This is a genomic window from Pseudomonas cuatrocienegasensis, assembly GCF_900110925.1.
Classification (GTDB): domain Bacteria; phylum Pseudomonadota; class Gammaproteobacteria; order Pseudomonadales; family Pseudomonadaceae; genus Aquipseudomonas; species Aquipseudomonas cuatrocienegasensis.
Map to the genome: position 1 here is coordinate 122,118 of NZ_FOFP01000007.1, position 24,374 is coordinate 146,491.

Here is a 24,374-nt window from a genome sequence, read left to right on the forward strand (position 1 = left end):
GGGCCGTTTGGCGGCCGAACCGGCCCATGCTCAAGCCCGTGAGTCTCAGTGGGTGTGCTCACCTAGGCAAATACGGTTACGGCCTTGCTGTTTGGCCTGGTAGAGCAGGCGGTCACACTGCGCGAGCAGGTCATGAGCATGCAGCAGCCCGGGTGTGGCGGAGGTGATCGCGCCCAGGCTGATGGTCAAATGGCGCAAGGTGTCGGGGCGGTGCAGGTGCTCGATACCGAGGCTGGCGACCTGTTCGCGCAGCCGCTCTGCGAGCGCACTCAATTCGTCGTCATGCTCGATATGCAGCAGGATCACGAACTCTTCACCGCCGTAGCGGAACAACTGCCCCTGACCGTTGCGCACGCTATTGCCCATGCAGCTTGCGACCTTACGCAAGCACTGATCACCGGCCAGGTGGCCGTAGTGGTCGTTGAAGGGTTTGAAGTAGTCGATATCCACCAACAGCAGTGAAAAGTGCCGGCCATCCAGGCGCATCTGATTCCAGTGTTTCTCCAGGCTCAGGTCAAAGGCGCGGCGATTACCGACGTCGGTCAGCGCATCGGTGCTGGCCAGCGTTTCCAGACGCAGGTTCAGCTCGGCCAGTTCGTCGCGCTGGCGCTTTTTCTCCAGGTCATTGAGAAACGCCACGCGCACGCCATTGATATTGGTCCAGCTGATAAACAGGCTGAACAGCAGCACCGGCAAGTAGGCGATGGCAAACACCAGCACCGGCTTGCTCTGGCCGTCGTGCAGCAGCGACACGTTGTAGAGGATGATCGCCGAGATCGTCAGCGAGCACAGCACAATGCCGCGCAGCGAATAGCGCGCGCCCAGGTTGGCGAGAATGATGAACACCACCGAGGCATACAGGAAGGTGTGGATATCCGGCGAGCTGCTGCGTTTGAGCAGCTCGAACCAGGCGATGGTCGAGACGATATCGTGCAAGGGCATCAGCATGTCCATCAGCAGCACGTTGCGGCTGTGGCGAAACACGATGTAGATATTGACCAGCCCAATCAGGCTCAAGCCACCACGTAGCAGCAGCGACTCCAGGGCCATGTCCGGGATCAGCAGCGCATCGGCGAACACGTAGAGGTCGTAGGCGATCATCGCGATAAAGTTGATCGCCAGCAAAAAACCGCCGTAATGCTGCTCCACATAGCGCTTGAACGGCGCCTGCAGGTGCGCGGGAATGCTCCGGCCATACTGCCGTACGGGCGCAGAGTCCAATTCGAAGGCGCTCATCGAGCCTTGTTCCTTTAGATCGTCAGGGCCGAACAGCACACCTCAGTTAAGGTGCACCAGCGGCATTTATAGTGGGCTGTACAGGCTGGGGTGATTGCTTTTGGCCAGCGCGGCCAGGCAAGCATGCCTGAAATACATGACGTTAGCCCGCGGGCTGTTCGGCATGTCGTTTTTAGTGCGTCCTGCCCTTCAGCCGATACGCGGCTGTAGGCCTGGCCCGGTTTAGCGCGATGCTGCGTTTCTCGATTGCTCATTTAGCCGGCTAAACTTCGCGGGACCAAACACCTAGGCCATAAATATGGCTGCATCACACAAGGAACCCGCCTCAATGGCCTCCCCAGATAAACAGCAAAAGCGCGCCCAGCGAGCCAAAGCCAAGGCCAAGCAGAACCGTGCGGGCAAGCCCAAAGCCAATGTGGTGCACCCGGTGTTGGCCAATCCGTTGATCAACGAGCCGTTCGATGATGTCGCAATCGATCTGAGCACCTTCGACTTCAAGGACATCGAAGAAAACGGTTTCGACCCGGCGGACTTTGACGATCTGTTCCAGGCGATGAAGTTCGGCGAAGGCATCAGCCTGCTGGCGATGTGCGTGGTGTTCCTGCAATACCCGGTGTTGGAGCTGGTGGTCTCGGAGGAGGAAGAAGAGGCGGCAACTGACTTTATGATGGGCCTGCTGATCACCTACCGCGCGCTCTTGCACAATGAAGATGAAGACACGGCTGTGGCATGGATCGGTGGTGAGGCCTTCCAGGCTGCCTACAACCAGGCGTCGATGATCCTGCAGAAGAAAAACGCGCGCGTTTAACCACACGCCAGGCAGCCACTGTCGGCTCGTTGGTGCATACCTGCACAAAGCGCTCGTTGCGTCGAATGCAACTGTGACTCAGCTGGCCCGATTCAACAGCAGGGTCGAGAAATCGCAGACTGCGCTGGCCAGTTCTGCCACATGCCGGTTGAGGCCTTTTTGCCGGTCGCTTCTATAGAGCGCGGCATAACGTATATGCGGCAGCCCCGGCGTAGTCGAAATGGTCTTGAGCATGCCTAGATCCACGAGATGGGAAAGGCATTGTTTGGGCAGATAGCTGATGCCGATCCCCGACAGTGTCAACCCTACCTGGACCAGCAAATTGTCACTGCTCAGCGTTCGCGGGAGATACACGTTGTGGCTCGATAGCCAGCGTTCATACACCACCCCGGTCCCGGAACTGGAACCTTGCGTCAGAACGGTGTAGGCACCTAAATCTTGCAGGCGCATGGCCGATGTGTGGGGCGCTAAATGAGGCGCACACATCCAGGCGTTTTCGACTGTTTTCAGCGGCGTCGCGACAAAGCGGACGTCTTCGTAGACATCCGGCACGATGATCAGATCCAACTGGTCATCTTGCAGTTTCCGGAACAGCTGGGTGCTTAGCTCCACTGAAGGTTCGATATGAACCTTTGGATACGTTTGTCGAATCCCTCCCACCAACGCGGGAAGCCAGGTCATTGCCGTCAGCTCGGTTACACCGATGCGAAAGTGCTTGACCAGTACCTCGTTCGAGCTGATCCGCTCGACCAATGCGTCCCGGCTTTCGAGCAGGCTTTTAGCATCGTCGAGTAGCTCGAATCCCTTTTCGGTTAACCGCGCCTGGCGTTTCGAGCGATCAAACAGCTCCACGTCGAACGATTCTTCCAGCTCCTGGATCCGCTTTGAAATGGCGGATTGAGACATGTGCAGCTTGTTTGCAGCCGTTTCAAAGCTGCCCATCTCCGCTATCCAGTAGAGCGCTTCCAGTTGCTTGAAAGTGATCACGATACGATTCCATATGAAAAAAAGAGGTCTGATTGGATCGTAAAATATCGCTAAAAATAATTTTAATCACCTCCTAAGATCGGGCTGTAAACCAGCGAAGCCCACCCGGAGATTAAAAATAATGTTGCCTGGTCTGAGAATCCAAACCTGCGTTAGTCCTGCCCCCCAGCACCTGATCGATGCGTTCCGTGACGTTGTCACCCCTCACCTGAGCGACAGCCTGGGCCGTCATATCGGAGCCCGTGGGCTCAAGCGCTACAACCAGACGGGCAAGCTTGTAGGAACTGCGCTCACGGTCAAAACGCGTCCAGGTGACAACCTCTTTATCTATAAAGCGATGTCCATGATCCAGCCAGGGCATGTGCTGGTGATCGACGCACAGGGCGATACACGCAACGCGGTAATCGGTGAGTTAATCAAGCTTTATGCACAGCAACGAGGATGCGCGGGCTTCGTTGTGAACGGTGCGATTCGCGATGTCGCCAGTTTTGAACGTACGCCCTGTTATGCCCTGGATGTCGTCCATTGCGGCCCCTATAAAACCGGTCCTGGCGAAATCAACGTGCCGGTCAGCATTGCTGGGATGCTGGTCAATCCTGGCGACATCATGGTTGGCGACGAGGATGGCTTGCTGGCATTTGGCCAAGAGCATGCCGAAGCGCTTCTTGAGGCTGCGCGTAAGCATGCGCTGCATGAAGAGCGCATCAAGGCTGAAATCGCCACTGGAAATCCTCGCCAGTCCTGGATGGACGCGGTGCTCGATAAGCACGGTCTTGCCCAGGGTAATCAGCAATGAGTGCCCAGTATCTTTCCGCCCGCCTGCTGACCATTCAGCCGTCGCCAAGTGTTGCGGCTAATGCGCTGGTCACTGAGTTGCGCGCTCAAGGGCGGGACATCATTAACTTCACCATCGGCGAGCCGGACTTCGACACGCCGGCACATGTCCTCCAGGCCGCCGCTGATGCCATGGCCAATGGCGAGACCCATTACACCGACACGCGCGGAACCCTGCATTTACGCAACGCGATTGTGACCAAGCTTTCCCGCGATAACGACCTGGCCTACACGCTGGATGAGGTGATTGCCGGGAGCGGTGGCAAACCGCTTATCTACCACGCGCTGGCCGCCACGCTAAACCCGCTGGATGAGGTGATAGTGCATGCCCCTTACTGGGTGTCCTATCCCGACATCGCGCGCCTGAACGATGCCAAGCCGGTGGTCATCCCTGGTGATGAGGGCAATGGCTTCAAGTTGACCCCACAGGCACTGGAAGGGGCCATTACGCCAAATAGCAAATGGGTCATTCTCAATACGCCTAACAATCCCTCAGGCGCCGTTTACAGCAGGGAAGAGCTTTTAGGGTTGGCTGAAGTTCTGCGTCGCCACCCGCATGTTCTGATCCTGTCTGACGAGATCTACGAACACTTTGTTTATGAGGGTGCGCAGCACCTTTCAATTGTAAATGTCGCACCCGATCTCAAATCGCGCACCCTCATCATCAATGGCGCCTCAAAGGGCTATGCCATGACCGGGTGGCGCATCGGTTTTGCCGCAGGGCCCAGCGTCCTGATCCAGGCCATTGGCAAGCTGATCTCGCAAACCACAACCTGCCCGAGCTCGGTAAGCCAGGCGGCGGCGGTTGCTGCCTTTGCGGGTGACCAGACCCCCGTCAGAGAGATGCACAAGGTCTATGTTCAGCGCCGAGAGGCAATGCTGGCTGCCCTCAGTGATATTGACGGCCTCCGTTGCACGCCACCACAAGGTGCGTTTTACCTCTTCGTCAATGTCAGTGGTTTGTTAGGCAAGCAGACGCCGCAGGGCCAAACGATAGCGAGCGATGCCGACCTGACGACGTATCTGTTGCAAGAAGCAAATGTTGCCACTGTCAGCGGCGACGCTTATGGCATGTCTCCCTACTTGCGCCTGTCTTTTGCAAGCCCTGTCGAGATTATTGAAGACGGCTGCCGAAAAATTGCGGCGGCGTGTCGGAAGTTGAGCTGACTTCATTATAAAACCAAGCTGAATAGAGTCATGGAACGACTCATTGATGATCTGCCTAAAACGATAATTTCAATAGAAGGGGCACGAAAATGAAGGGCTCAAATACCCGCTTGTTAAATGCGTTGCTTCCTCGATTTGAGGAGCAAGCATGAAGATTTCTTTTGGTCTCTCTACAAAGATATTCATAGGCTTTACCACCGGCATGTTGTTCGGCTTGGTCGCGCCTGAATGGGGGGTGGCACTCAAGCCACTTGGCGATGCATTTATCCGCGCCATTCAGATGCTGATCATCCCTATTGTGTTTTTCAGCGTGGCGGCTGGCATTGCGAATATGGGGGATGTGGGCAAGCTAAAGCGGGTCGGTGGGAAGACCTTGGTTATCTATACCGTGATGACCGTGTGTGCAGGCATCGTTGGCTTAATAGTCGCGAACGTGCTGCAGCCAGGTGCTGAGTTCTCGACTGCCGGCGTTTCGGTTGCGTCTGCCAGTGAGGTGCCCACCATCGGGCAGTTTTTGCTCAGCATGATTCCCTCCAATATCTTGGATTCAATGGCTAAAGGAAGCGTCATACAGGTCATCCTGATCGCGGTGCTGGTGGGTGTTGCCATGGTATTGCTTGGGGATAAAGCCAGCGCCATCAAGACACTGTGCGATCAGGCATCCAACGTCATCATGAAGTTATTAGACATGGTCATGGCGGTGTCGCCCTATGGCGTGTTCGCACTGATGGCGTTTTCGATGGGTAATTACGGTCTGGAAATATTCAGTCAAGTCGGTCAGTTTATTTTGGCGGACTGGATAGGCGTATTGATCGTATTGCTCATTACCTTGGTGGTCGTTGTGGCATACACCAAGATAAGTCCTCTGTACTTGCTTAAAAGTCTCGGCAAGGTCTGGATGGTTACCCTGTCCACTACGAGTAGTGCCGCGACCTTGCCGATGAGCATGAAGGTGACTAATGAGGACTTGCAGGTTCCCAGTTGGATAACCTCTTTTATGCTACCACTGGGCGCGACCATCAATTTGATGGGAGCGGCAGTCTACTTGTCGGTTTTGGCTGTATTTGCTGCGCGGTTTTACGGTGTTGAGCTGAGCATGGGGCAGATGGTCAACGTCGTTATGGTCGGTACGCTTCTGGCCATGGCGGCGCCGGGGATTCCCGGCGGAGGCATCGTAATGGGCACCTTGATGCTGCAGATCATGGGGTTGCCGTTCGAGCTCGTTGGTGTGATCGCGGGCATCTACCGTGTGATCGATATGGGGCATACCTCCCTCAATGTGACCGGTGATGTTGTCGGCGCCTTGTTGGTCGCCAAGAGTGAGGGGCTGATTCATTGCCCGGAAGGCGTGCCCGTTTCAACTGAGCCAAACCAGGCAGCTGTCACGCAATAGAGCTAGGTATTTGTTCCCGTTTCATCGCAGCCGCGAACGAAGCGGGAATAGCCCCTGACACTGTTGAACGCCGGCCTTGGTTGGATCGACCACGGCAGTCGGTCGCTAGGTTGAGCAACGCCATGCCCGGGAATGCTTACCCCGGGTACCGTTTCGCTCAATCTGCGCGCTGCGCATACAGCCACCTACTTTTCACCCTTAAAACCCGCGCTTCACTCTCCCTCCCTTTGCGCCCTGGTGGCGCATGTTGCCCTGCCTTTGTGCAGTTTTTTCGCCCTCTCAGCCGCTGGCTTTGCACGCCCCCAGGGAATGGGCGAGTGCTTGAAATGGCATGGTCCATGCTTTCCTAAAGAGAACAAAAAGTTCCTGATAAGAATTTAATGGAACGCCACTTTCTCGTTCGCGCACACCAGGGAGGCACTCGCCATGACCGCGCCCAGCGCTGAGCCGATGTTCAGTACACCTCGCTACGCCACGGTGCCCAACCGCAGGCCGGCGCTTTACCGTGTGTTGGTGGCGCAGGATGCGGCCCTGGCCACAACGTTGCTCGACCACCTGGCGCCGACTCTGCTGTTGAGCCTGGGCGGCGAGTTGTCGGCAGCTGTCGAGCATGAGCAGCTGCCCAGCAGCGAGGCCCTGTACCTGCGCTTGCACGCGCTGCTCGACCAGGCCCAGGCCGGTACCTGTGTGCAGGCGATCGGTGACGAGGTGTTTGTCTGGCAGGTGCATCGTGTGGCGCGGCAGGCTGGTTTGCTCGGCGATGAGATCGAACTGTTCCGCCAGGGCGCGCGCCGGCGCTTGTATTGCGTGCATTGCACCCGCCTGCAGGAGATTGGCGCGGAGACTGAAAGCAGCTGTAGCCACTGCGGCGTTCGGCTGTTGGTGCGTGAGCATTTTTCCCAACGTCTGGGTGCCTATATGGGCGTGTGCATCGACCCGGACCGTCCCTTTGCCACGGTGGTACAGCCATGAGTGCGCTGCTGGAAGTACAGGTCGCGGCAGTACGCCAACTGACGCCGGTGGTGCGCGAATTTACCTTCGCGGCCGTTAACGGTCGGCTGCCGGGGTTTTCCTCGGGTAGCCATGTGCAGGTGGTCTTGCCCCTGGCCGAGCGGACCCTGCGTAATGCCTATTCATTGTTGGGCGACCCCCGCGACTCGGGCGTTTACCGCATTGCCGTGCGCTTGCAGGAGGCGTCGCGCGGCGGCTCGCGATACTTGCACGAGCAGGTGCAGGTGGGCGACCGCCTGCAGATCGGCGTGCCAAGCAACCTGTTCCCCCTGCATTCGCTGGCGCGTCATCACATTCTGGTGGCTGGCGGCATTGGCATCACCCCCTTTATGGCGTACCTCGCCGAGCTGGAGGCCCAGGGCGCGTCTTTCGAGCTGCATTACGCCTACCGCAGCGGCCTGACCGATGCCTACACGGCCGAGCTGCAGGCGCGGCTCGGCGCGCGCTTCCACGGTTATGACGCAGCAGCCGGGCAGCGCCTGGATTGCGCCAACTTGCTTACGGGCAAACCACTCGGCAGTCATCTGTATATCTGCGGCCCGCAACGCCTGCTGGATGATCTGCGCGCCCGCGCCGCTGCGCTCGGCTGGTCGGCTGGGCGCCTGCATTGGGAAGCTTTTGCCGCGCCCGAGCCGGGCCTGCCGTTTACCGCCGAGCTGACGCGCAGCGGCCAGCGCATCGCTGTCGCCGGCGACCACAGTTTGCTGGAGGCCCTGGAAGCCGCCGGTGTCGAGGTACCGAATCTCTGTCGCGGCGGGGTCTGCGGGCAGTGCGCCACGGGCTACCTGGGTGGCGAGGTCGAGCACCGCGATCACTATCTCGATGAGCAACAGCGTAGCCATGTGTTGATGCCCTGTGTTTCCCGCGGTGGCTGCTCTGGCCCGCTGCTACTCGATTTGTAGGGCGTGTGTCCCACCGATTGGCAATGGTGCGCACGGCGCACCCTACAGGAGAGAGTCATGTCCGTTGTGATGAAAGCGCTGGAAACCTACCGAGACGACTTCACCTTTCGCAACAGTCCCGAGGCCATCGCCCGTTTCCCCTTTCCGTTCCCCGAAGACAGCTACATGTACTCGGTCAACCTGGAGCCGGCCACGCCGCGTGAGCCGGGTTCGGTGTTCGCCCACTGGTTCGATATCGACGAGCACTACGTTTCCGAGATGGCCGAGCGCGCCCGCGTGCTGGAGAGGGACCCGGACCGCTGTCTGGTGATGCCACACATGGCCCAGGCCGCCTGGGACACCCTGGAAATGCTGATGGAACACCTGGCCGCCGATTACCCGGAACACTTCGCCCTGCAGCGCGAGGGCGCCCAGTGGCTGTGGAGCAACCGTCCGTTGGGCATTGAGCAGCGTTTTACCTTTGGTGATGCCAGCACCTTGCCGTGCGAGCCGCTGGAGTACATCACCCGCCAGGCCCAGGGCGATTTCGCCTTGCTCGACCAGCGTGATGGCGATCTGTTTATGGACGCCGGCATGGTCACCTGCCCGGCGGACTGGTCACTCAAGTTCGATGCCGGTATGAGCTTTAAACAGTGGCACGCGCCAGTGCCGGGCGTGGCACACCAGCTCGGGGTGTTCGAGCGGGCGCTGAAGTACCTGGTGAATATCCAGGTCGGTCACCCGGTGCGCCGGCTCAACTGGACCATGACCATCAACCCGCGCCTGGATACCTCCTCGGAGACCTTCCACGAGTGGGGCCACGAGCGCGGCGAGGTCACCGCCGAAAATGTCGCCAGCCTGGTGCACCTGCGCGTTGAGTTGCAGTTCATGCCGCGCCTGCCGCGCAGCAATGCGCTGCTGTTCGGCATCCGTACCTACCTGATCAGCCTCGAAGAATTGGCCAGCAACCCGGCCTGGGCCTGCCGTCTGCACCGCGTGCTGCGCGACCTGCCAGATGAGATCGCCGACTACAAAGGCCTGACCCGCTACCGCCAGACCGTAGTGGACTGGTTGCGTCAGTTCGACCCCCAGGCCTGCGCGGCCTGAACCCATACCGCCTGCCTGCAGGCCAACCGCATTATCAAGAGGAGTATCCCCATGGCCAATTCCTGGCGCATTTCCGCCCTTGCCGAACGTCACCGTGCACTGGGCTCGAACCTCGAAGACTGGAGCGGCATGGGCACCGCCTGGACCTATACCAGCGATCTGGCTGACCAGCACGAGGCGATCCGCACCCATGCCGGGCTTATGGACGTCTCCGGGCTGAAGAAGGTCCACTACGTCGGCCCCCATGCCGAAAGCCTGCTGGACTACGCCACCACCCGCGACATCGGCAAGCTGTATCCGGGCAAGAGCGTTTACGCCTGCATCCTCAACGAGGCCGGCAAATTTATCGATGACTGCATCGTTTACCGCACCGGCCCCAACGCCTTTATGGTGGTGCACGGCTCCGGCACTGGGTACGAATCGCTGCTGCGCTCGGCCCAGGGCCGCCAGGTGGCGGTGCTGTTCGATGACGACCTGCATGACCTGTCGTTGCAAGGCCCGCTGGCGGTGGACTTTCTCGCCGAGCACGTGCCGGGCATCCGCGACCTGGCGTACTTTCATCACCTGCAGACCAAGTTGTTCGACCGCCCGGTAATGATCTCGCGCACCGGCTACACCGGCGAGCGCGGCTACGAGATCTTCTGCAAGGCTGCCGACGCGCCGCTGATCTGGGACAGCATTCTCGACCAGGGCAAGGCTCTGGGCATCATCCCCTGCGCTTTCACCGCACTGGACTGGCTGCGGGTGGAGAGCTACCTGCTGTTCTTTCCCTACGACAATTCCGAGATGTACCCCTTTGCCGACGAACCGGCCGGCGACACCCTCTGGGAGCTGGGCCTGGACTTCACCGTATCGCCGGGCAAGCAGGAGTTTCGCGGTGCCCGCGAGCACTACCGGCTCAAGGGCCGCGAGCGTTTCAAGATCTTCGGTGTGCTACTTGAAGGCGAGCAGGCCGCAGCCGGCGGCGACACCCTGTGGGCCGACGGCAAACAGGTGGGCGTGCTCACCTGTGGCGTGTACTCGCGGCTGACCGGCAAGTCCATGGCCATCGCGCGGATGGACGTGCCCTACGCCGAGCAGGGCGTGAAGCTCAAGGTCAAGGGCAGCCTGGCGGTCAGCGCCATCGCCCACACGCTGCCGTTCGATGACCCGGAAAAGAAAAAACGCACCGCCAAGGGCTGAGCCGTTCGCTTTCTGCTGAGACCGAGCGCCTGCACGATATAAAGCCATAAGGAGTAACAACGTGGCCTGGTTGAATGGCTGGGGTTTTCTGCTGCTGGCAGGTATCTGCGAGGTGTTCTACGCCTCGATCATCCCGCGTACCGATGGTTTTACACGGCTGTGGCCGAGTTTGTACTGCGGCTTCTTTCTGCTGCTGAGCATCTACCTGCTCAGCCTGTCGGTGCGTGTGCTGCCCCTGGGCCTGGCCTATGCGGTATGGGTGGGCATCGGCACCCTTGGCACCGTGGCCTACGCTACGCTGTTTATGGGCGAGACCCTGGGCCTGGTACGCAGCTTGTGTCTGGTGATGATCATCGCCGGTATCGTCGGCCTCAAGCTGGCGACTCCGGGCAATGTCTAGGGTCTGTTGCCATTTCATTCACGGCCGCGCCGGAGCCAGTTTTAGCGCGAGGCAAGGCACGAGATGCGAAGTTTAGCTGGCTAAATGAGCCATCGAGAAACGCAGCATCGCGCTAAAACGGGCCCGGCCCTTCGGGTGGGGCCGCCTAGGTTGCGCGCAAAATCTCGCCATGCGTTGTTGAAGGACTTGGCAAGGGAACAACCATTACCTGCGTCCTTCGCCTAGCCTGGCGAGATTTTTCGCGGCAACGCGGCTCGCGATGAAACGGCAACAGACCCTAAGGAGTGTGCGATGCGGGTACAGGTGCTGCAACACGTACCATTCGAGGATATCGGCAGCATGGCCGACTGGTGTGCCGAGCGCGGCGCCAAGCTGAGCTATACGCGCTTTTTTCAGGCCGATGCGCAATTGCCCAAGGTTGCCGATTGCGACCTGATCATCGTTATGGGCGGGCCAATGAGCGTCAACGACGAGGCGGCGCTGCCCTGGTTGATCGCCGAGAAAGCCTTTCTGCGCGAGGCCATGGACGCCGGTGTGGCGGTGTTGGGTGTGTGCCTGGGGGCGCAGTTGATTGCCAGCGCGCTGGGTGCGTCGGTATACCCGAATGCCGAGGCGGAAATTGGCTGGTTCCCGGTGTGGCGGACGGATGGACTGGCGGGGGACTGTTTTGCTTTTCCGGAGCACATCGAGCTGCTGCACTGGCACGGCGAAACCTTTGCGCTGCCGACAGGTGCCACCTTGTTGGCTTCCAGTCAGGCCTGTCGGCATCAGGCATTCCAGCTTGGCCGACGGGTGATCGGCTTGCAGTGCCACCCGGAAATGACCCCGGCAATAGTCGCTGAGTTGCTCGCTGAATGTGCTGCTGAGCTACAGCCTGGTACCTGGGTGCAAACCCCTGAACAGCTCGCCGCCACGCCTGCGACCTACGTGCCGGGCAATGCACTGATTGCTCGGTTGCTGGATTATCTGGTTGGGGATAGGGCCGCGCTCTGATGCTGGGGGCGGGCAAGGTGTTTGCCGTTCGGATCCGTAGCGGGGGCTGATGGCGCGGTGTAGGCGCGTCTCTTGGTACTCGCAATATCGTTTCCGGGTATCGCTGCGCTCAACCCAGGCTACCGGTTAAACCGGTGGAGGCCATTTTCTGTGGGAGTCGCGCCTCGCGGCGAAGTTTTTGCTCTGCGTAATTGCGCTGCTAAACAGCGCTCCTGATATCGCTGAGTTCAACCCAGGCAACGTGCTGCCTGGGTTGAACAGTCGGGTCAGAGCTGGAAGCGGGAGATGTTTTCGCGCAGCGCCACGCTGGTGCGCGACAGGCTTTCGCTTTCCTGCTGAGCGCTGCGGAAGGCGGCGGCGGACTGTTCGGAGCTGTCACGCACGGCCACTACGCCCTGGCTGATCTGCTCGGCGACGGCGCTTTGCTCTTCAGAGGCAGCTGCGATCTGCTGGTTCATGCTGTTGATACGCTCGATCATGCTGACGATGCGGGTCACCGCTTCACCCGCTTCGGAAACCCCGTTGACCGACTGTTCACTGGAGCGCTGGCAGCGCTGCATGTACTGCGAGGTTTCATCGGCGATCTTCTGCAGGCCGGCGATCAACCCCTGGATTTCCGAGGTGGCCTCCTGAGTGCGCTTTGCCAGGCTGCGAACCTCGTCGGCGACCACGGCAAAACCGCGGCCGGCATCGCCCGCGCGGGCCGCTTCGATGGCCGCGTTGAGGGCCAGCAGGTTGGTCTGGTCGGCCACCGATTTGATCACATCGAGCACGCTGCCGATGTTGTTGCTTTCGTCTTTCATGCGGCCCATGGCAACGTTAGACTGCCCGATAACCTCGGCCAACTCGCCGATCAGGTTGACCGCATCCTTGGCCTTTTGCTGGCTGTAGAGGGCGGCACTGTCCGCCTCGCTGGCGGCGCCAGCGGCGGATTCGGCATTGCGCGCCACATCCTGCACGGTCGCAGCCATTTCGTGGACAGCGGTGACGATCAGCTCGACCTCGCGCTGAGCATGGGCCACGTTGTCCGAGTTGCGCAGGCTCGACTGGCTCAGTTCCTGGCTGGATTGCGCCACGACCTGGGATGAGGCTTCGATGCCCCGGGTCATCTCGCGCAGGTTCTGCTGCATGCGCAGCAGAGCTGCCAGCACGCTGTCTTGTGGGGGCTCGGCTTTGCGCTGGCTGATGCGCAGATCGCCCTGGGCAACCCGCTGGGCGAGTTGGTTGAGTTCGCTCGGCTCGGCGCCCAGTGCGCGTAACAGATTGCGGCTGATCCAGTGGCCCAGTATCGCCGCCAGCACGAACGCCAGAGCGGTAATGATGATCAGCAGATTGCGCTGCTTCTGATAGTGAACCTCGTTGTCGGCAACCAGTTGGTCAGCCACCTCGTTGGTGTGGCTCAGGTATTCGCCGATGACCTGGGTCAGCTCTTCCAGCAGCGGCGTGCACTGCTCGCTGACCATGCGCAGGGCCTGGGCGTCATCACCTTTGAAGAGGTGCTCGGCAATGGTGTGAGCAACCGGGCTGTAACGCGACTCGACCTGCTCGATTCGCGAAAACATCTCACGTCCTGTGGCCGAAACATCGTTATGGGTCGTAACCGCCTGGCGCAGCGCGGCGAGGCTGCTGGCAACGGTCTTCTCATGGGCCTCGATGGCGGCCCGCTGTTGCCCGCGAGTGGCCGCATCGCCATTCAAGGCCAGATTACGCAGGGCAATCGCGCGATCCTTGGCGGCATCATTCAGTTCATTAGCCAGGCGGGCGCGTGCATCTACGCCGTTGACGTAACGCACAAAGCTTTTATTGCTATCGGCCAGGTTGTACAGCGAGACGCTCGCGATCACCAGCATAAGTGCAAGCAGGCTGGCGTAACCGACATAGAGGGTAGTGCGAGTCGAGAGGCGAGGGGTATTCGATGGCATAGATTACTACCTGGTGCGTTTGTGAACGACACGGTGTGGCTGATTGGTGCACCCGCAAGGGCATAGCGATACGCCTTTGATTTCGCATCCTGCGCGGGTGCTGATGGTCGTTCGTCCGCGAACGACTATCGCTTTTTGTTGTAAAGCCTTTTCTGTGGAAGCTGTACAGCGATAGCAGAATGGTAGCCAGTGTGTACAAAGCTGCGATTGGACTATCAGTTAGTCCCGATGACCGGTTAGTCGTTAAAAATGTGCGGTGCTGGATAGCGGGCTGTGGAAGGCACGTTCTGATTGGTTATCGCTGATTTGTTGGGTGCCTCACAGGTGTCACTGCAGTTACATATGTACATACTTTTTGTAAGGAGAGGGCTGGCGCAAGTAGCATGAAGCATCCTCAAACCACGGCTTGCGCTGCCAATTGCAGACAGAGTTTTGTGGGCCTTGGTGCGCACGGCGCCACCTACGTCAGGTACCAGCCCCAGGCGTCGCCGCTTTCGTAGCGGGTGATCTGTTTGGTTTCCAGGTAATTGTCCAAGCCCCACTCGCCCAGTTCGCGGCCGATGCCGCTGCGTTTTACGCCACCCCAGGGCAGTTCGCTGAAGGTCGGTTGCGAGCAGTTGATCCACACAATGCCGGCCTGAAGCTTGCGCGCGACCCGTTCGCAGCGCTCAAGGTCGGCGGACATCACCGCAGCGGCCAGGCCAAACTGGCTGTCGTTGGCCAAGTGCAGGGCTTCGGCTTCCGTGTCGAAAGGGTTGACGCAGACCACCGGGCCAAAGATTTCCTCGCGCCACAGGGCGCTGTGCAACGGTACGTCGGCGAATACCGTTGGCTGGATAAACCAGCCCTTGGCTTGCTCGGCTGGCCGTTCGCCGCCGTGCAGCAGGCGCGCGCCATCGGCCAGGCCCTGGGCTATGGCAGCGCTGACCTTGGCGTGCTGGCCGGCGCTGACCAGCGGCCCCAGCAGCACGCCCTCGGTCAGGCCGTTGCCAATACGAATCTGGCTGGCGGCATCGCTCAGGCGCGCCAGCAGCGCCGGGTACAGCGAACGCTCCACCAGCACCCGCGAGGTGGCAGAGCAGACCTGACCCTGGTTCCAGAAGATGCCGAACATGATCCACTCCACCGCCGCTTCGATGTCGCTGTCGGCGAAGACGATAAACGGCGACTTGCCACCCAGCTCCAGGCTGATGTTCTTCACGTCGCGGGCCGCGGCCTGCATGATCCGGCTGCCCGTCGGCACGCTGCCGGTAAAGGCCACCTTGTCCACGCCAGGGTGCTCGACCAGCGCTGCGCCGGCTTCGCCGCCCAGGCCGGGCAGCACGTTGAGCACACCGGCAGGCAGCCCGGCTTCAGCGGCGATGCACGCCAGCTCCAGAGCGGTCAGCGGGGTCAGTTCCGAGGGCTTGAGTACCAGGGTGCAGCCAGCGGCCAGGGCTGGGGCGACTTTCCAGGCGGCCATTAGCAGCGGGTAGTTCCAAGGGATGACCGCGGCGGCCACCCCGACCGGCTCGCGCACCACGCTGGCGCGAAAACGTGCATCAGCCAGGGCCACTGGGCGTTCGTCCGTGTCCAACCGCTCGGCCAGGTCGGCGTAAAAGTCGAAGCAGCCGGCGGCGTCGGCGATGTCCCATTGCGCCTCCGGCAGGGGCTTGCCGTTGTCGCGCACCTCCAGCACCGCCAGTTCGTCCTGGCGCGCGCGAATGCCCTCGGCAATACGCCGCAGCACGCTCGCGCGTTCGGCGCCAGACAAGCGCGGCCAGGGGCCGTGGTCGAAAGCACGGCGGGCAGCGCCCACGGCCAGGTCGACATCCGCCGGGCCGGCAGCAGCAACCCTTGCCAGCAGGCTTTCGTCGCTGGGGTCGAAGACCTCGAACTGGCCGCCTTGTTGCGGGGCGAGCCACTGGCCTTCAATAAACAGATGGGGGCGCTGGTACATGGAAACTCCTTCAGGCGGCGCGTTGCTTGAGCAGGTGTTCGAGGCGGTTGCCGGCCGCGCCATGGGCGAGGATCTGCAACGCCTTTTCGGCGATCACGCTGCCGGCTTCCAAGGGCGGCAGGCCGGCGCGGTAAATATTCGAGATGACTGTGTATTCCCAGGCGATCTGCGGGTTGCCGGAGAAGCCCGCGGCCTCAGCCTGGCTCGCAGTTTCCAGGCGATAGGCCAGATAGGCCGACAGGCTGCGCGAGGCCAGGGCGTCACCGCCGGGGCGCTCGCCAATCAGCATGATCACCAGGCGCGTCTGCACGGCCTCACCGATGGCCTCGGCCAGTTTTACCCGGCCATAGGGCGCGATGATGCTTTGGCCAAGGTTCAGCGCGCGGCTGGCCAGGCCGTCGAACAGCACTGGCAGCAGATCGCTCATATTGTGGTGCACGGCTTCGGCGCTGAGGCCGTCGGAGATCACCACCTGCACGTCAGTGTGTTCGGCGACGAGTGTTGCCTGGGCGTCTGCCGACAGCTGGGCACCGAGTTCGGGGTTGCCCAGGTGCGCTTCGCGGTTCTGCGCGCGGGTGGTGAGGTAGCGCGGTGCGGGCAGGCCGTTGGCGGCAAAGCCCAGTTCGTCCGGGCGCAGGTCGGCGTAGATGGCCTGCCGCGCCACCGCCTGGTTGCCGCGCAGGGTGCGGGCCACGCGGTTGGCCGGGCGCGGGCCGGCGTTGGTGAAACCGTAGGCGGCCGGTACTGATTCCAGCAGGCGCTGGTAATCCAGCTCGCTGTGGCAGAACTGCTCGGGTTTGCCCCAGTTCGGCCCGCGCTGCAGTTGAGCGTTTTCATCCTCGCTGAAAATGCCGCGCGTCAGCGCCCACTGCAGGTACTCCGGCGCCGGGCGCAGGTCGTGGACCTCGCGCAGGGTCTGGTCGTCGTGGCCGCTGGTGTCGAAGTAGGCGAGCATGCGGTCATTGCCCAGGTACACGTCCATAAAGAAGTTGGCCCCTGCGGCGGCCAGCAGTTCGGTGGCCATCTGCTGGCCTTCGGCGCTGACCTGCGAGTGCAGGGTGAAGCACGGCGCCATGCCCATGGGGAGGCCGAGCAGCTTGCCCATAAAGTGATCCTGCAGGCAGGAGTAGATCATCTCGAAATTGTCGAGGTGGGTTTCCGGGCCGATAAACCCGGTGACGTTGTTCACCATAAACGGCGAGTAACGCCGCGCCAGGCCGTAGCACAGGGCCTCGCAGGTGGCCATGTCGATGCCTTCGTGCTTGCCGTAGGTCAGCTCACTGCCTTGGCCGGTCTCGAAGTACATGACGTGCTCGGCGCTGTCACCCAGTGGGCCGTCGGCGGCCATGCGGGCGTAGGCGTGGTCGAGCAGCTCGACGGTGACGTCGAACTCGTCGGTCAGGGTGCGTTCGGTGCCGGCCAGGCTCTGGAACATGATCTCCACCGGGGCACCGCGCTCCAGGCAGGCGAGCTGGGTCTTGATGTGCGAAAGCACGCAGACCTGGGTTGGCGCGCCCGTCTCGCGGCGCAGTTTGTCCAGGTGGTGCAGGGTGGCCGAGATGTTGTCCACCGTGTCGATGGCCGGGTTGAGGCCAATCAGCGCATCGCCGGCGCCCATCGACAGGCCGGTGTACACCAGCAGACTGATGCCTGCGAGGTTGTCGGTGGGGTGGTTGGGTTGCAGGCGCGAGGACAGGGTGCCAGGCAGGCCGACCTGGGTGCGCGCGCGGGCGGCGGCGCCGCTTTTCAGGCGTTTGGCCAGGAGGATCAGCTCGTGCACGTCGCACAATTTGGCCAGAGCGGCGGCCATCACCCCGGTCAGGGCCGTGCCAATGCGACGGATTTCGGCACCTTTGCTAGCCAGCAGGCGATCCTTGAGTTCGCCGAGGCTGAGTGCGGCGATCTCGGCGAACACCGCGCGGTCGATCTGGTAGTTGACCCGCATCACGCTGTCGATCTGCCCATGGGCGTTGGTCAGTGGGTGGTCGTGCAGGTGTTGCAGGCTCAGCCCGGAGAGGATCGCCCGCGCCGCTTCGCGTTCCACTTCATCCGCCGCCGCCAGCCCGGCCATGCGTTCGCCGGCCTTGCTGATATCGGCTGCGCCGAGCAGCTGTTTGAGACCGTGGAAGCTGAAGCGCCGTTGCAGCATTTCGCTGCTGTAGGTCTGTGGCGGTTGCGGGCTGGGCAGAACGATTTGCTCGAGCGGGGTGAGGGCACGCATGGGGAGCTTCCTTCATTCAAGGCCGAAGAAGGACACCGGCACCATCTGCTGGTGCGGGCGGCCGATATGGATGAACTGCGCCGCGCGCGGCGGGATTTCGTCCACCACCAACAGGCACTGGGGCAAGCGGCCCCAGTCGCTGGCGTAGTGGCCGAGGGTCTTGCCGACGTTGGCTTCGAGCAGCAACACCAGCGGTTGCCCGGCGGGCAACGGGCGCTGCTGCAACGCTGCGCGCAGGTACTCGGCGAACTGACGCAGCGCAGCCAGGCTGGGGCTGGCGCCGAGCAATTGCAGGCAGGCGCCCTGGGGTCGATAGCGGGCCAGGTCGAGGGCGCTGGCCAGACTGGCGCTGCTGGCGGTTAAGGGCAGGCGTGCGATGATCGGCAGGTCACGCAGTGGCAGCACCCGCGCATCGGGCAGGTACAGGCTGCTGCCAGACACTTCGCAACTGTGCAGCGTCAGGCCCTGCACGGTGGCACGGCCACGGGTTTGCGGCAGCAGGTGCGGGCCGGCGCCGAGCAGGGGCGAGGCGAGAATCGCCTGGGCGAGATCAATGCCGAGGTCGCCGAAGGCGCTGGTGGCGGGCCAGGGCGCGCCTTCCAGGTACGCATAAATCAGCTCGCCGACGCCGCCGGAAAAGGTGATGGCGGGCGCGCATGGCAGCTCGGGCAGGCGCAGCGGCAGTTGCTCGTGCAGACGGCCGATAGGCGTGGCGAAGAAGGCCGCATCACCGCTGACCAGCGCCTCCAGAGCACTCACCTGCCAGCCCACCAAGCGTTCGACGTCGCCCGTGCTGAGTTCATCCCCCGCACGGCAGGCGATACCCAGGTGTTCCAGAAGCGCCTGGCCCTGTTCACTGCAGCCTTGCAGACGATAGCTGCCGGGCGCGAAACGCCAGTGCCTCGCGCCGATAAAGTGGCAGCCGCAGGCCAGCACATTGCCGTCCAGGCCCAGGGCCGGGTTGCTGGTGCCGCCGCCGATATCCAGGTTGAGGATTGGCTGGCCCGGATGGGCACGGCTGAGCAGGCCGCAATTGCCCATAAAAGCCAGCCAGGATTCCAGACCGGGGTCGTCGGCTGTGGCCATCAGGTTGTCGCCGATGCGCGCCTCGATCAGCCGGGTCAGGGTCGCTACGTTGCGCTGTTGGGCGGCGAGCCCGGTGACCAGCGCCGCGCCGGCGAAGGGCGGTTCGTCCTCCAGCCCGCAGTCGCGTAGCCAGCCGTCGAGCAGCGCGGTCAAGCGTGGCTCGTCCAGGCCGTCACCATTGAACGGTGTGAACACTGGCGGCGAGCGATAGAGCACCCGTGGTTCGGCAAAGCCCATGCGCCCACTGACACTGTGCCCGCCCAGGCGCGCTTCGGCGAGCAGGGCGCTGCTGGTGGTGGAGCCGAAGTCCAGGCCCAGTAGGCGGACATGACGTGCGCTCAGCATCAGGCTTGAGCCAGGCTAGCGGCGTCGTGGATGCCTGGGGCGAAGCGCCAGTGGCTATCGTCGTAGACCTTGCCCAGCCAGCGCTGCACCAATTCGCGGTATGCCGGTTGTGCACGGTAGTGGGCGATAAATTCGTCGATGGCGGCGAGCAGGCCGGCGTTGGCCGGCTGGTTAGCCACGGCGGCCGAGTAGTACCACAGGTTAGGGCTGAGGTTGCCGGGGAGGATTTCCAGGCGACCGCGCCAGGGGCTGCGTTCGCCCTGGCAGGCCCAGTGGTAGATCGGCAGATCGACAGCGAAGGCGTCCACCGTGCCATCGGCCAGACAGTCGTGGATCAGGCTCTGGTCGCTGTAGGCCAGCAGGTTGGCCAGTTCGACCTTGCCGCCCGGCTTGTGCTGGTTGGCTTGCCAGCGCAGGCCGCGTTCTTCCAGGGTGGCCATGGCAGCCGGGTCGTTGATGCAGCCGAGCACTTTGCCAGCCAGGTCTTCGACGCCCTGGATGCGTGTATCACCGGCACGTTTGGCCAGCACGTAAGGGAGGAATACGTAGGGCGCGGAGAAGGCCACCTGGTCGTAACCGGGCATCGGCGGCATGGCGCTCCACACCAGATCGGCTTCGTTGTCGCGGCGTTGCGCGCCGGCCTCCAGCAAATGCAGGCAGCGGTCCCAGGGGTGTTCGATAAAGCGGCATTGCACGCCCAGCCAGTGGGCGAAGGTACGCACCAGTTCGGCGTCCAGCCCCTGCAGTGGGCCACCGGCCTCGGTGCGGAAGGATAGACCCTTGAAGGCCGGCTCGATGGCCACGCGGATTTCGCCACGGGCGCGGATCTCGGCCAGGCGATCGTAATGTGGGTCGAGGTGCAGGCGCTCTTCGTGCAGCAGGCGCTGCAGTCCTTGTCGCGGGTCTGGGTCGGCATACACTGAGGTCAGATCATTGAGCAGCGAGCGGCTCCAGTTGCTGCGTCCGCGCAATTGCGCCTCGGCGCTCTGGCCCAAGTGCACGCCGGCAACTATGACCTTGTTATTGCCTTCTATCTCGTCCAGGCGCGCGGCCATCTGGCCGAACAGACCATGCAGACTGGACAGCGAGGTGCCGACTTGGCCGCTGAGTTGCTGCAACTGCGCCTCGGCGCTGTGCAGCAGGGCGTCCAGCTGCTCACTGAGCTGAGACATGTCGATCTGCTCGAAGGCCTGGCGGGTGTTGGCCTGGGTGCGCAGGGCCAGGTCGCGGATCTCGCTGGCGACCACGGCGAAACCACGTCCGGCCTCGCCGGCATGGGCCGCCTCAATGGCGGCGTTGATCGACAGCAGTTGCACGGTGCGGCCGATCTCGTCGATCGAGCGGATGACCTGGTGCGAGGCGCTGGCGCGCTCCTCGATGGCCTGCTGCAGCTCGGCGAACTGGCTGGCGAAGAACTGCCGGGTGCTTTCCAGCTCGTGGGCCAGCTCACCGCGCAGTTCATCGGCGCTGCGGCTACTGTGGTCGAGAAAACCGCGGGTGTGGTTGAGAAAGGTCAGCTGTTCGCCGCTGCGGGCGGCGATTTCGGCCAGACTGTTCTCGGTCTGTTCGACAGCCTGCATGGCATGCCGCTGCAATGCGTCGAGGCGCCCATAGAGCAAGCTCAGAGCGCGGCCCTCGCTCGGCGGCGGCTCGCTCAGGCCGCGTTCCAGGCAGCTACGCAGCTGCTCGGGTAGGCTGCCGTCGTCCAGCTGCAGGGCGCGTTCAACATCACCGGCGAGCAGAACGACCTGCCAGGCTGGCACAACGGAGGGAGGGGATTTGAACCAGGCCATGCACGGCTCCTCGACATTTCAGGGCGCTACCGGGCTGATCGATACGTAAGGCGAGCGCAGCTAGACCCAAGGGGCTTCCAGCGCGAATAGGGCGCTGGCATGGCAGCGACTCGCAAAAAAGGGCCGGCGGCGAGCGCCGCCGGCCGGGGAGCTACTTGAGCTTGGCGAGTTTGTCGTCCGGCAGGGCGTAGCTGTGCTTCTCATGCTTGATGGTGGCGATCAGCGCATAGAGGCTGACACCGGCCACCAGCAGGCTGATGAAGATCAGAATGGCGGGCTTGTCGGCGAAGGTGAACACGGCGCTGGCGCCGTCGAAGGTGGTGATGCTCATGGCAATGCTCCTTTAGGTAGGCCTGCCGTCCATTGACGGCAGGCTGCATGGCGATCAGGCCGGTTTGGTGTCGCCGATCAGCGGGCCCGAAGTTGGCTCGGAGCCGCCGACGCTGGTGCTCTGGCCGTACATGGCATTCCACTCCGGGTAGGCCTGGGCCGGTACTTCGGTCATGTCCAGGCCGCGTTCTTCGGCGTGTGCCGGAACCCGCAGCATGTCGAAGTGCTTGAGGATGTAGGAAATGATGTAGCCAGGGATAAAGCCCAGGGCTGCCATGACCAAGGCGCCGCCCAGTTGGCCGAAGAAGCTGATCGGCGCCATGCCGTTCATGTTCGGGTAACCGGCGAGGAAGATGCCGCTGATGACCAGACCGGCAAAGCCACCGAAGCCGTGGACGGCGAAGGCACCGACGGCGTCATCCAGCTTGAACTTGAGCAGCAGGTTGTTGACCAGCGGCGCCGCCGCGGCTACGCCCATGCCGATCAGGTAAGCCAGCCCGGGGTGGTACAGGTCCAGGCCGGGGGCCACGGAGATGATGCCGACCAGGCCACCGGACATCATCCAGAACGGTTCGCGGGTGGTCAGGTAGGCGCCGATCAGGCCACCGGCAAAGCCCATCAGGGTGTTGAAGGCGAACGCCGAGAGGTTGGTTGGCTGGCCGTAGATGTTGATCCACTGGGCGCCGGAGTTGTAGATGATGCAGCCGCCGAGGAAGCCGAAGAAGCCGACGATGATCAGCATCAGGCCGACCACGCTCATGGGCATGCTGTGACCGACGATGGCGTTGGCGCTGCCGTCTTCGTTGAAGCGGCCGATGCGTGCGCCGAGGTTGATCACCACGGCCAGGGCGAAGAAGCCAGCGATCATGTGCACGACACCGGCGGCGCCGACGTCATGGTAGCCCCACTTGACGGTCAGCCAGCCTTCCGGGTGCCAGCCCCAGGATGCCGCGAGCAGCCAGAGGAAGCCGCCGAGAACGATGGTCAGGATGATGAAGGCGCTCATGCGTGCCCGTTCGATCAGCGCACCGGAGAGAATCGAGCCGGTGGTGGCGGCAAACATGGCGAACGCGGCCCAGAAGATGCCGGTGGCATTGTCCTGGATGTTCGGGCCCATGGATTCGCTCCAGGGCATGCCGGCCATCAGGGCGTCCATGCGCGGCACCAGGCCGTCCGGGAAGGCGTTGTACACCGCCCAACCGAGCAAAAATACGCTGGGCACGATAAAGCCGAATGCCAGGATGTTTTTCACGCCTGCCGCCAGCGCGTTCTTCAGCCGCGAAGCACCGATCTCGTAGGACAGGAAGCCGGCGTGAATGCAGATCATCAGGGCGATGCACCACCAGTAGAATATTTCCATATTCAAGGTGTTGGTCATCTCTATCAGAGCCTGTAGCTCCTCCAGAGTAGGGGGTGTTTTCTGCTCTTCCATCAATCAATCCTCGATGCTGTTCTTAGAAGGGTCTGGGTATTGGCAGTGGAGCGGTGTGCGTGCCCTGTATTTATCTGTAGTTATAAAAAGTTCACTGTGAGAATAGGCAAACCTTGTGCCAGAACTGCTTTTTGATGCACTGCCCACGGCTGGCGACGCGGGCTGCAGAGGTGTGAAGAAAATGCCCCGTTTCTGATCAATCTGCTGGCGATACGCCTGAAAATGGGTCGTGTTCAGCGGTTTTTCTGCAGCATTGCCTGGATCTGCTGCACCGACTCCTGGGTGCGCCGCGCCAGGTTGCGTACCTCGTCGGCGACCACGGCGAAACCGCGGCCCTGCTCGCCGGCGCGCGCGGCCTCGATGGCGGCATTGAGGGCCAGCAGGTTGGTCTGCTCGGCAATGCTCTTGATCACTCCCGCGACCTCGGCGATCTGCCCGTAAGTCGCCTGGATGCTGGCCTGCTCACGCTCGCGCATGGCCGCAGCGGCTTTTTCATCACTGATCTCGCGCACCGCGCCGGTGACGTGGATCAGCGTGCCCTGGGCATCGCGTAGGCAGCGCCCGCGTTCGCGGAACCAGACCTCGCCACGGGTCTTGTGGCGCATGCGGTACTCGACGGCGTAGAGACCGTCACCGTTCTTGTCGACCATCGAGGCGTTGAAGGCCTGCATGACCTGCTTGAGATCGTCGGCGTTGACCACCTTGAAATAGCTGTCCCAGCCGTCGGGAAACTCGGCATCGCTGTAGCCGATCAACTCACGGAACTGCCCGGACCAGCGGATCAGGTTCTGTGGGTGGTCGGGGTCGCCATTCACCACGTTCATCGCCCAGCAACCTTCGGTCAGGGTGCGCTTGGTCAGCTCCCAGACCTGGCGTTCTTCGTCCCAGTGCGCCCGCTCGCTCAGGAGGCTGTGGTTCTGCTCGTGGCTGTTGCGCAGCTCGTCTTCGAGCAGTGCGCACTGCTGCTCGGCCTGGCCCAGGCGCTGTTGCAGCGCAGCATATTGCTCGGCGCTGCAGGGCGCGGGTGGCAGCTGTTCGGCGTGTTGGCGAATGCGTTGCAGCTCGCTCCAGTCGCGCTGCAAACGTTCCAGGCTGCCCAGCAGCTGCGGCTGGCGTTGCAGGTGCGCGGGGCTGGTGTCCGGTTGCTGTTGGGCAAGCAGCCGATCAAGCCACTGGTTGAGCTCGTTAGCCAGGTTCCGGGTCGTATTGCTGAACCACATCGGCTGATCCTCCTTGGGCATTGATGGGGGCATTCACTGCTTGCCTAGCAATTAGCCGTCCAAGTCCGTCGGGGGCGCTGTGCGTAC

Annotated in this window: 19 protein-coding genes and 2 pseudogenes; 10 read left to right on the top strand and 11 right to left on the bottom strand. The window is 62.1% G+C overall.

All coding sequences use genetic code 11. The features are described 5' to 3' along the window. Positions 1–45: 45 nt before the first annotated feature. Entirely contained in the window at positions 46–1,236 is a 1,191-nt protein-coding gene (locus BMW49_RS11780; protein WP_069519954.1) for a GGDEF domain-containing protein, read from the bottom strand. A gap of 328 nt (positions 1,237–1,564) precedes the next feature. On the opposite strand from BMW49_RS11780, the gene BMW49_RS11785 reads away from it, so the two are divergent. After that, positions 1,565–2,044, top strand: a complete 480-nt coding sequence (locus BMW49_RS11785; protein ID WP_069519955.1) for a hypothetical protein — start codon at positions 1,565–1,567, stop codon at positions 2,042–2,044. 78 nt (positions 2,045–2,122) lie between these two features. Here the strand turns inward: BMW49_RS11785 and BMW49_RS11790 are convergent, their stop codons facing one another. After that, complete coding sequence (locus tag BMW49_RS11790) at positions 2,123–3,031, bottom strand: LysR family transcriptional regulator (RefSeq protein ID WP_069519956.1); 909 nt, start codon at positions 3,029–3,031, stop codon at positions 2,123–2,125. A 118-nt stretch (positions 3,032–3,149) separates the two neighbouring features. On the opposite strand from BMW49_RS11790, the gene BMW49_RS11795 reads away from it, so the two are divergent. The 9 genes from BMW49_RS11795 to BMW49_RS11835 all read left to right on the top strand — a co-directional run bounded on the left by BMW49_RS11795 (position 3,150) and on the right by BMW49_RS11835 (position 11,999). Next, complete coding sequence (locus BMW49_RS11795) at positions 3,150–3,827, top strand: RraA family protein (RefSeq protein ID WP_371850882.1); 678 nt, start codon at positions 3,150–3,152, stop codon at positions 3,825–3,827. Next, positions 3,824–5,032: an aminotransferase class I/II-fold pyridoxal phosphate-dependent enzyme gene (locus BMW49_RS11800; protein ID WP_069519958.1), complete on the top strand. Its 1,209-nt coding sequence runs from the start codon at positions 3,824–3,826 to the stop codon at positions 5,030–5,032. Before BMW49_RS11795 ends, BMW49_RS11800 begins: the two co-directional genes overlap by 4 nt. 148 nt (positions 5,033–5,180) lie before the next feature. Next, complete coding sequence (locus BMW49_RS11805) at positions 5,181–6,425, top strand: dicarboxylate/amino acid:cation symporter (RefSeq protein WP_069519959.1); 1,245 nt, start codon at positions 5,181–5,183, stop codon at positions 6,423–6,425. A 426-nt stretch (positions 6,426–6,851) separates the two neighbouring features. Beyond that, entirely contained in the window at positions 6,852–7,397 is a 546-nt protein-coding gene (locus BMW49_RS11810; protein ID WP_083251787.1) for a dimethylamine monooxygenase subunit DmmA family protein, read from the top strand. Further along, the gene (locus BMW49_RS11815; RefSeq protein ID WP_069519960.1) at positions 7,394–8,338 is read left to right on the top strand and encodes a PDR/VanB family oxidoreductase; all 945 of its coding nucleotides are present in this window, start codon (positions 7,394–7,396) and stop codon (positions 8,336–8,338) included. The genes BMW49_RS11810 and BMW49_RS11815 overlap by 4 nt, the downstream gene beginning before the upstream one ends. 57 nt (positions 8,339–8,395) lie before the next feature. Beyond that, a complete protein-coding gene (locus BMW49_RS11820) occupies positions 8,396–9,424 on the top strand; it encodes a heme-dependent oxidative N-demethylase family protein (RefSeq protein ID WP_069519961.1) in 1,029 nt (342 codons plus the stop codon). 51 nt (positions 9,425–9,475) lie between these two features. Then, positions 9,476–10,606 carry an aminomethyl transferase family protein gene (locus BMW49_RS11825; protein WP_069519962.1) on the top strand — a complete coding sequence of 377 codons (1,131 nt, stop codon included), beginning with the start codon at positions 9,476–9,478 and terminating at the stop codon, positions 10,604–10,606. Between the two features lie 61 nt (positions 10,607–10,667). Further along, the gene (locus BMW49_RS11830) at positions 10,668–11,006 is read left to right on the top strand and encodes a DMT family transporter (protein ID WP_069519963.1); all 339 of its coding nucleotides are present in this window, start codon (positions 10,668–10,670) and stop codon (positions 11,004–11,006) included. A 291-nt stretch (positions 11,007–11,297) separates the two neighbouring features. After that, complete coding sequence (locus BMW49_RS11835; protein WP_069519964.1) at positions 11,298–11,999, top strand: type 1 glutamine amidotransferase; 702 nt, start codon at positions 11,298–11,300, stop codon at positions 11,997–11,999. Positions 12,000–12,265: 266 nt separating this feature from the next. On the opposite strand, the gene BMW49_RS11840 is transcribed toward BMW49_RS11835, so the two are convergent. The 9 genes and pseudogenes from BMW49_RS11840 to BMW49_RS25395 all read right to left on the bottom strand — a co-directional run. Next, positions 12,266–13,921, bottom strand: coding sequence for a methyl-accepting chemotaxis protein (locus tag BMW49_RS11840; RefSeq protein WP_069519965.1), 1,656 nt, complete (start codon positions 13,919–13,921; stop codon positions 12,266–12,268). Between the two features lie 460 nt (positions 13,922–14,381). Then, positions 14,382–15,860: an aldehyde dehydrogenase family protein gene (locus tag BMW49_RS11845; protein WP_069519966.1), complete on the bottom strand. Its 1,479-nt coding sequence runs from the start codon at positions 15,858–15,860 to the stop codon at positions 14,382–14,384. A 10-nt stretch (positions 15,861–15,870) separates the two neighbouring features. Then, a complete protein-coding gene (eutB, locus tag BMW49_RS11850) occupies positions 15,871–18,081 on the bottom strand; it encodes an ethanolamine ammonia-lyase subunit EutB (RefSeq protein ID WP_069519967.1) in 2,211 nt (736 codons plus the stop codon). Between the two features lie 12 nt (positions 18,082–18,093). After that, a complete protein-coding gene (locus BMW49_RS11855; protein WP_083251788.1) occupies positions 18,094–19,512 on the bottom strand; it encodes an ethanolamine ammonia-lyase reactivating factor EutA in 1,419 nt (472 codons plus the stop codon). Further along, positions 19,512–21,305 (bottom strand): methyl-accepting chemotaxis protein, encoded by a 1,794-nt coding sequence (locus BMW49_RS11860; protein WP_069519969.1) that lies wholly within the window; start codon positions 21,303–21,305, stop codon positions 19,512–19,514. The genes BMW49_RS11855 and BMW49_RS11860 overlap by 1 nt, the downstream gene beginning before the upstream one ends. 151 nt (positions 21,306–21,456) lie before the next feature. Beyond that, positions 21,457–21,636 (bottom strand): hypothetical protein, encoded by a 180-nt coding sequence (locus BMW49_RS11865; RefSeq protein WP_069519970.1) that lies wholly within the window; start codon positions 21,634–21,636, stop codon positions 21,457–21,459. A gap of 54 nt (positions 21,637–21,690) precedes the next feature. Then, positions 21,691–23,067, bottom strand: coding sequence for an ammonium transporter (locus BMW49_RS11870; protein ID WP_069519971.1), 1,377 nt, complete (start codon positions 23,065–23,067; stop codon positions 21,691–21,693). A 242-nt stretch (positions 23,068–23,309) separates the two neighbouring features. Continuing rightward, positions 23,310–23,531: pseudogene (locus tag BMW49_RS25115) on the bottom strand (methyl-accepting chemotaxis protein); the annotation flags it as partial. A 27-nt stretch (positions 23,532–23,558) separates the two neighbouring features. Beyond that, positions 23,559–24,320 (bottom strand): annotated as a pseudogene (locus BMW49_RS25395) (PAS domain-containing protein); the annotation flags it as partial. Between the last annotated feature and the right edge of the window lie 54 nt (positions 24,321–24,374).

What these genes read in the sequence shown, in the direction of transcription:
- BMW49_RS11780 (WP_069519954.1), bottom strand. Translation starts at nt 1,236, where the DNA reads ATGAGCGCCTTCGAATTGGACTCTGCGCCCGTACGGCAGTATGGCCGG.
- BMW49_RS11855 (WP_083251788.1), bottom strand. Translation starts at nt 19,512, where the DNA reads ATGCTGAGCGCACGTCATGTCCGCCTACTGGGCCTGGACTTCGGCTCC.
- BMW49_RS11805 (WP_069519959.1), top strand. Translation starts at nt 5,181, where the DNA reads ATGAAGATTTCTTTTGGTCTCTCTACAAAGATATTCATAGGCTTTACC.
- BMW49_RS11810 (WP_083251787.1), top strand. Translation starts at nt 6,852, where the DNA reads ATGACCGCGCCCAGCGCTGAGCCGATGTTCAGTACACCTCGCTACGCC.
- eutB (WP_069519967.1), bottom strand. Translation starts at nt 18,081, where the DNA reads ATGCGTGCCCTCACCCCGCTCGAGCAAATCGTTCTGCCCAGCCCGCAA.
- BMW49_RS11800 (WP_069519958.1), top strand. Translation starts at nt 3,824, where the DNA reads ATGAGTGCCCAGTATCTTTCCGCCCGCCTGCTGACCATTCAGCCGTCG.
- BMW49_RS11865 (WP_069519970.1), bottom strand. Translation starts at nt 21,636, where the DNA reads ATGAGCATCACCACCTTCGACGGCGCCAGCGCCGTGTTCACCTTCGCC.
- BMW49_RS11860 (WP_069519969.1), bottom strand. Translation starts at nt 21,305, where the DNA reads ATGGCCTGGTTCAAATCCCCTCCCTCCGTTGTGCCAGCCTGGCAGGTC.
- BMW49_RS11835 (WP_069519964.1), top strand. Translation starts at nt 11,298, where the DNA reads ATGCGGGTACAGGTGCTGCAACACGTACCATTCGAGGATATCGGCAGC.
- BMW49_RS11825 (WP_069519962.1), top strand. Translation starts at nt 9,476, where the DNA reads ATGGCCAATTCCTGGCGCATTTCCGCCCTTGCCGAACGTCACCGTGCA.
- BMW49_RS11870 (WP_069519971.1), bottom strand. Translation starts at nt 23,067, where the DNA reads ATGGAAGAGCAGAAAACACCCCCTACTCTGGAGGAGCTACAGGCTCTG.
- BMW49_RS11840 (WP_069519965.1), bottom strand. Translation starts at nt 13,921, where the DNA reads ATGCCATCGAATACCCCTCGCCTCTCGACTCGCACTACCCTCTATGTC.
- BMW49_RS11785 (WP_069519955.1), top strand. Translation starts at nt 1,565, where the DNA reads ATGGCCTCCCCAGATAAACAGCAAAAGCGCGCCCAGCGAGCCAAAGCC.
- BMW49_RS11845 (WP_069519966.1), bottom strand. Translation starts at nt 15,860, where the DNA reads ATGTACCAGCGCCCCCATCTGTTTATTGAAGGCCAGTGGCTCGCCCCG.
- BMW49_RS11815 (WP_069519960.1), top strand. Translation starts at nt 7,394, where the DNA reads ATGAGTGCGCTGCTGGAAGTACAGGTCGCGGCAGTACGCCAACTGACG.
- BMW49_RS11820 (WP_069519961.1), top strand. Translation starts at nt 8,396, where the DNA reads ATGTCCGTTGTGATGAAAGCGCTGGAAACCTACCGAGACGACTTCACC.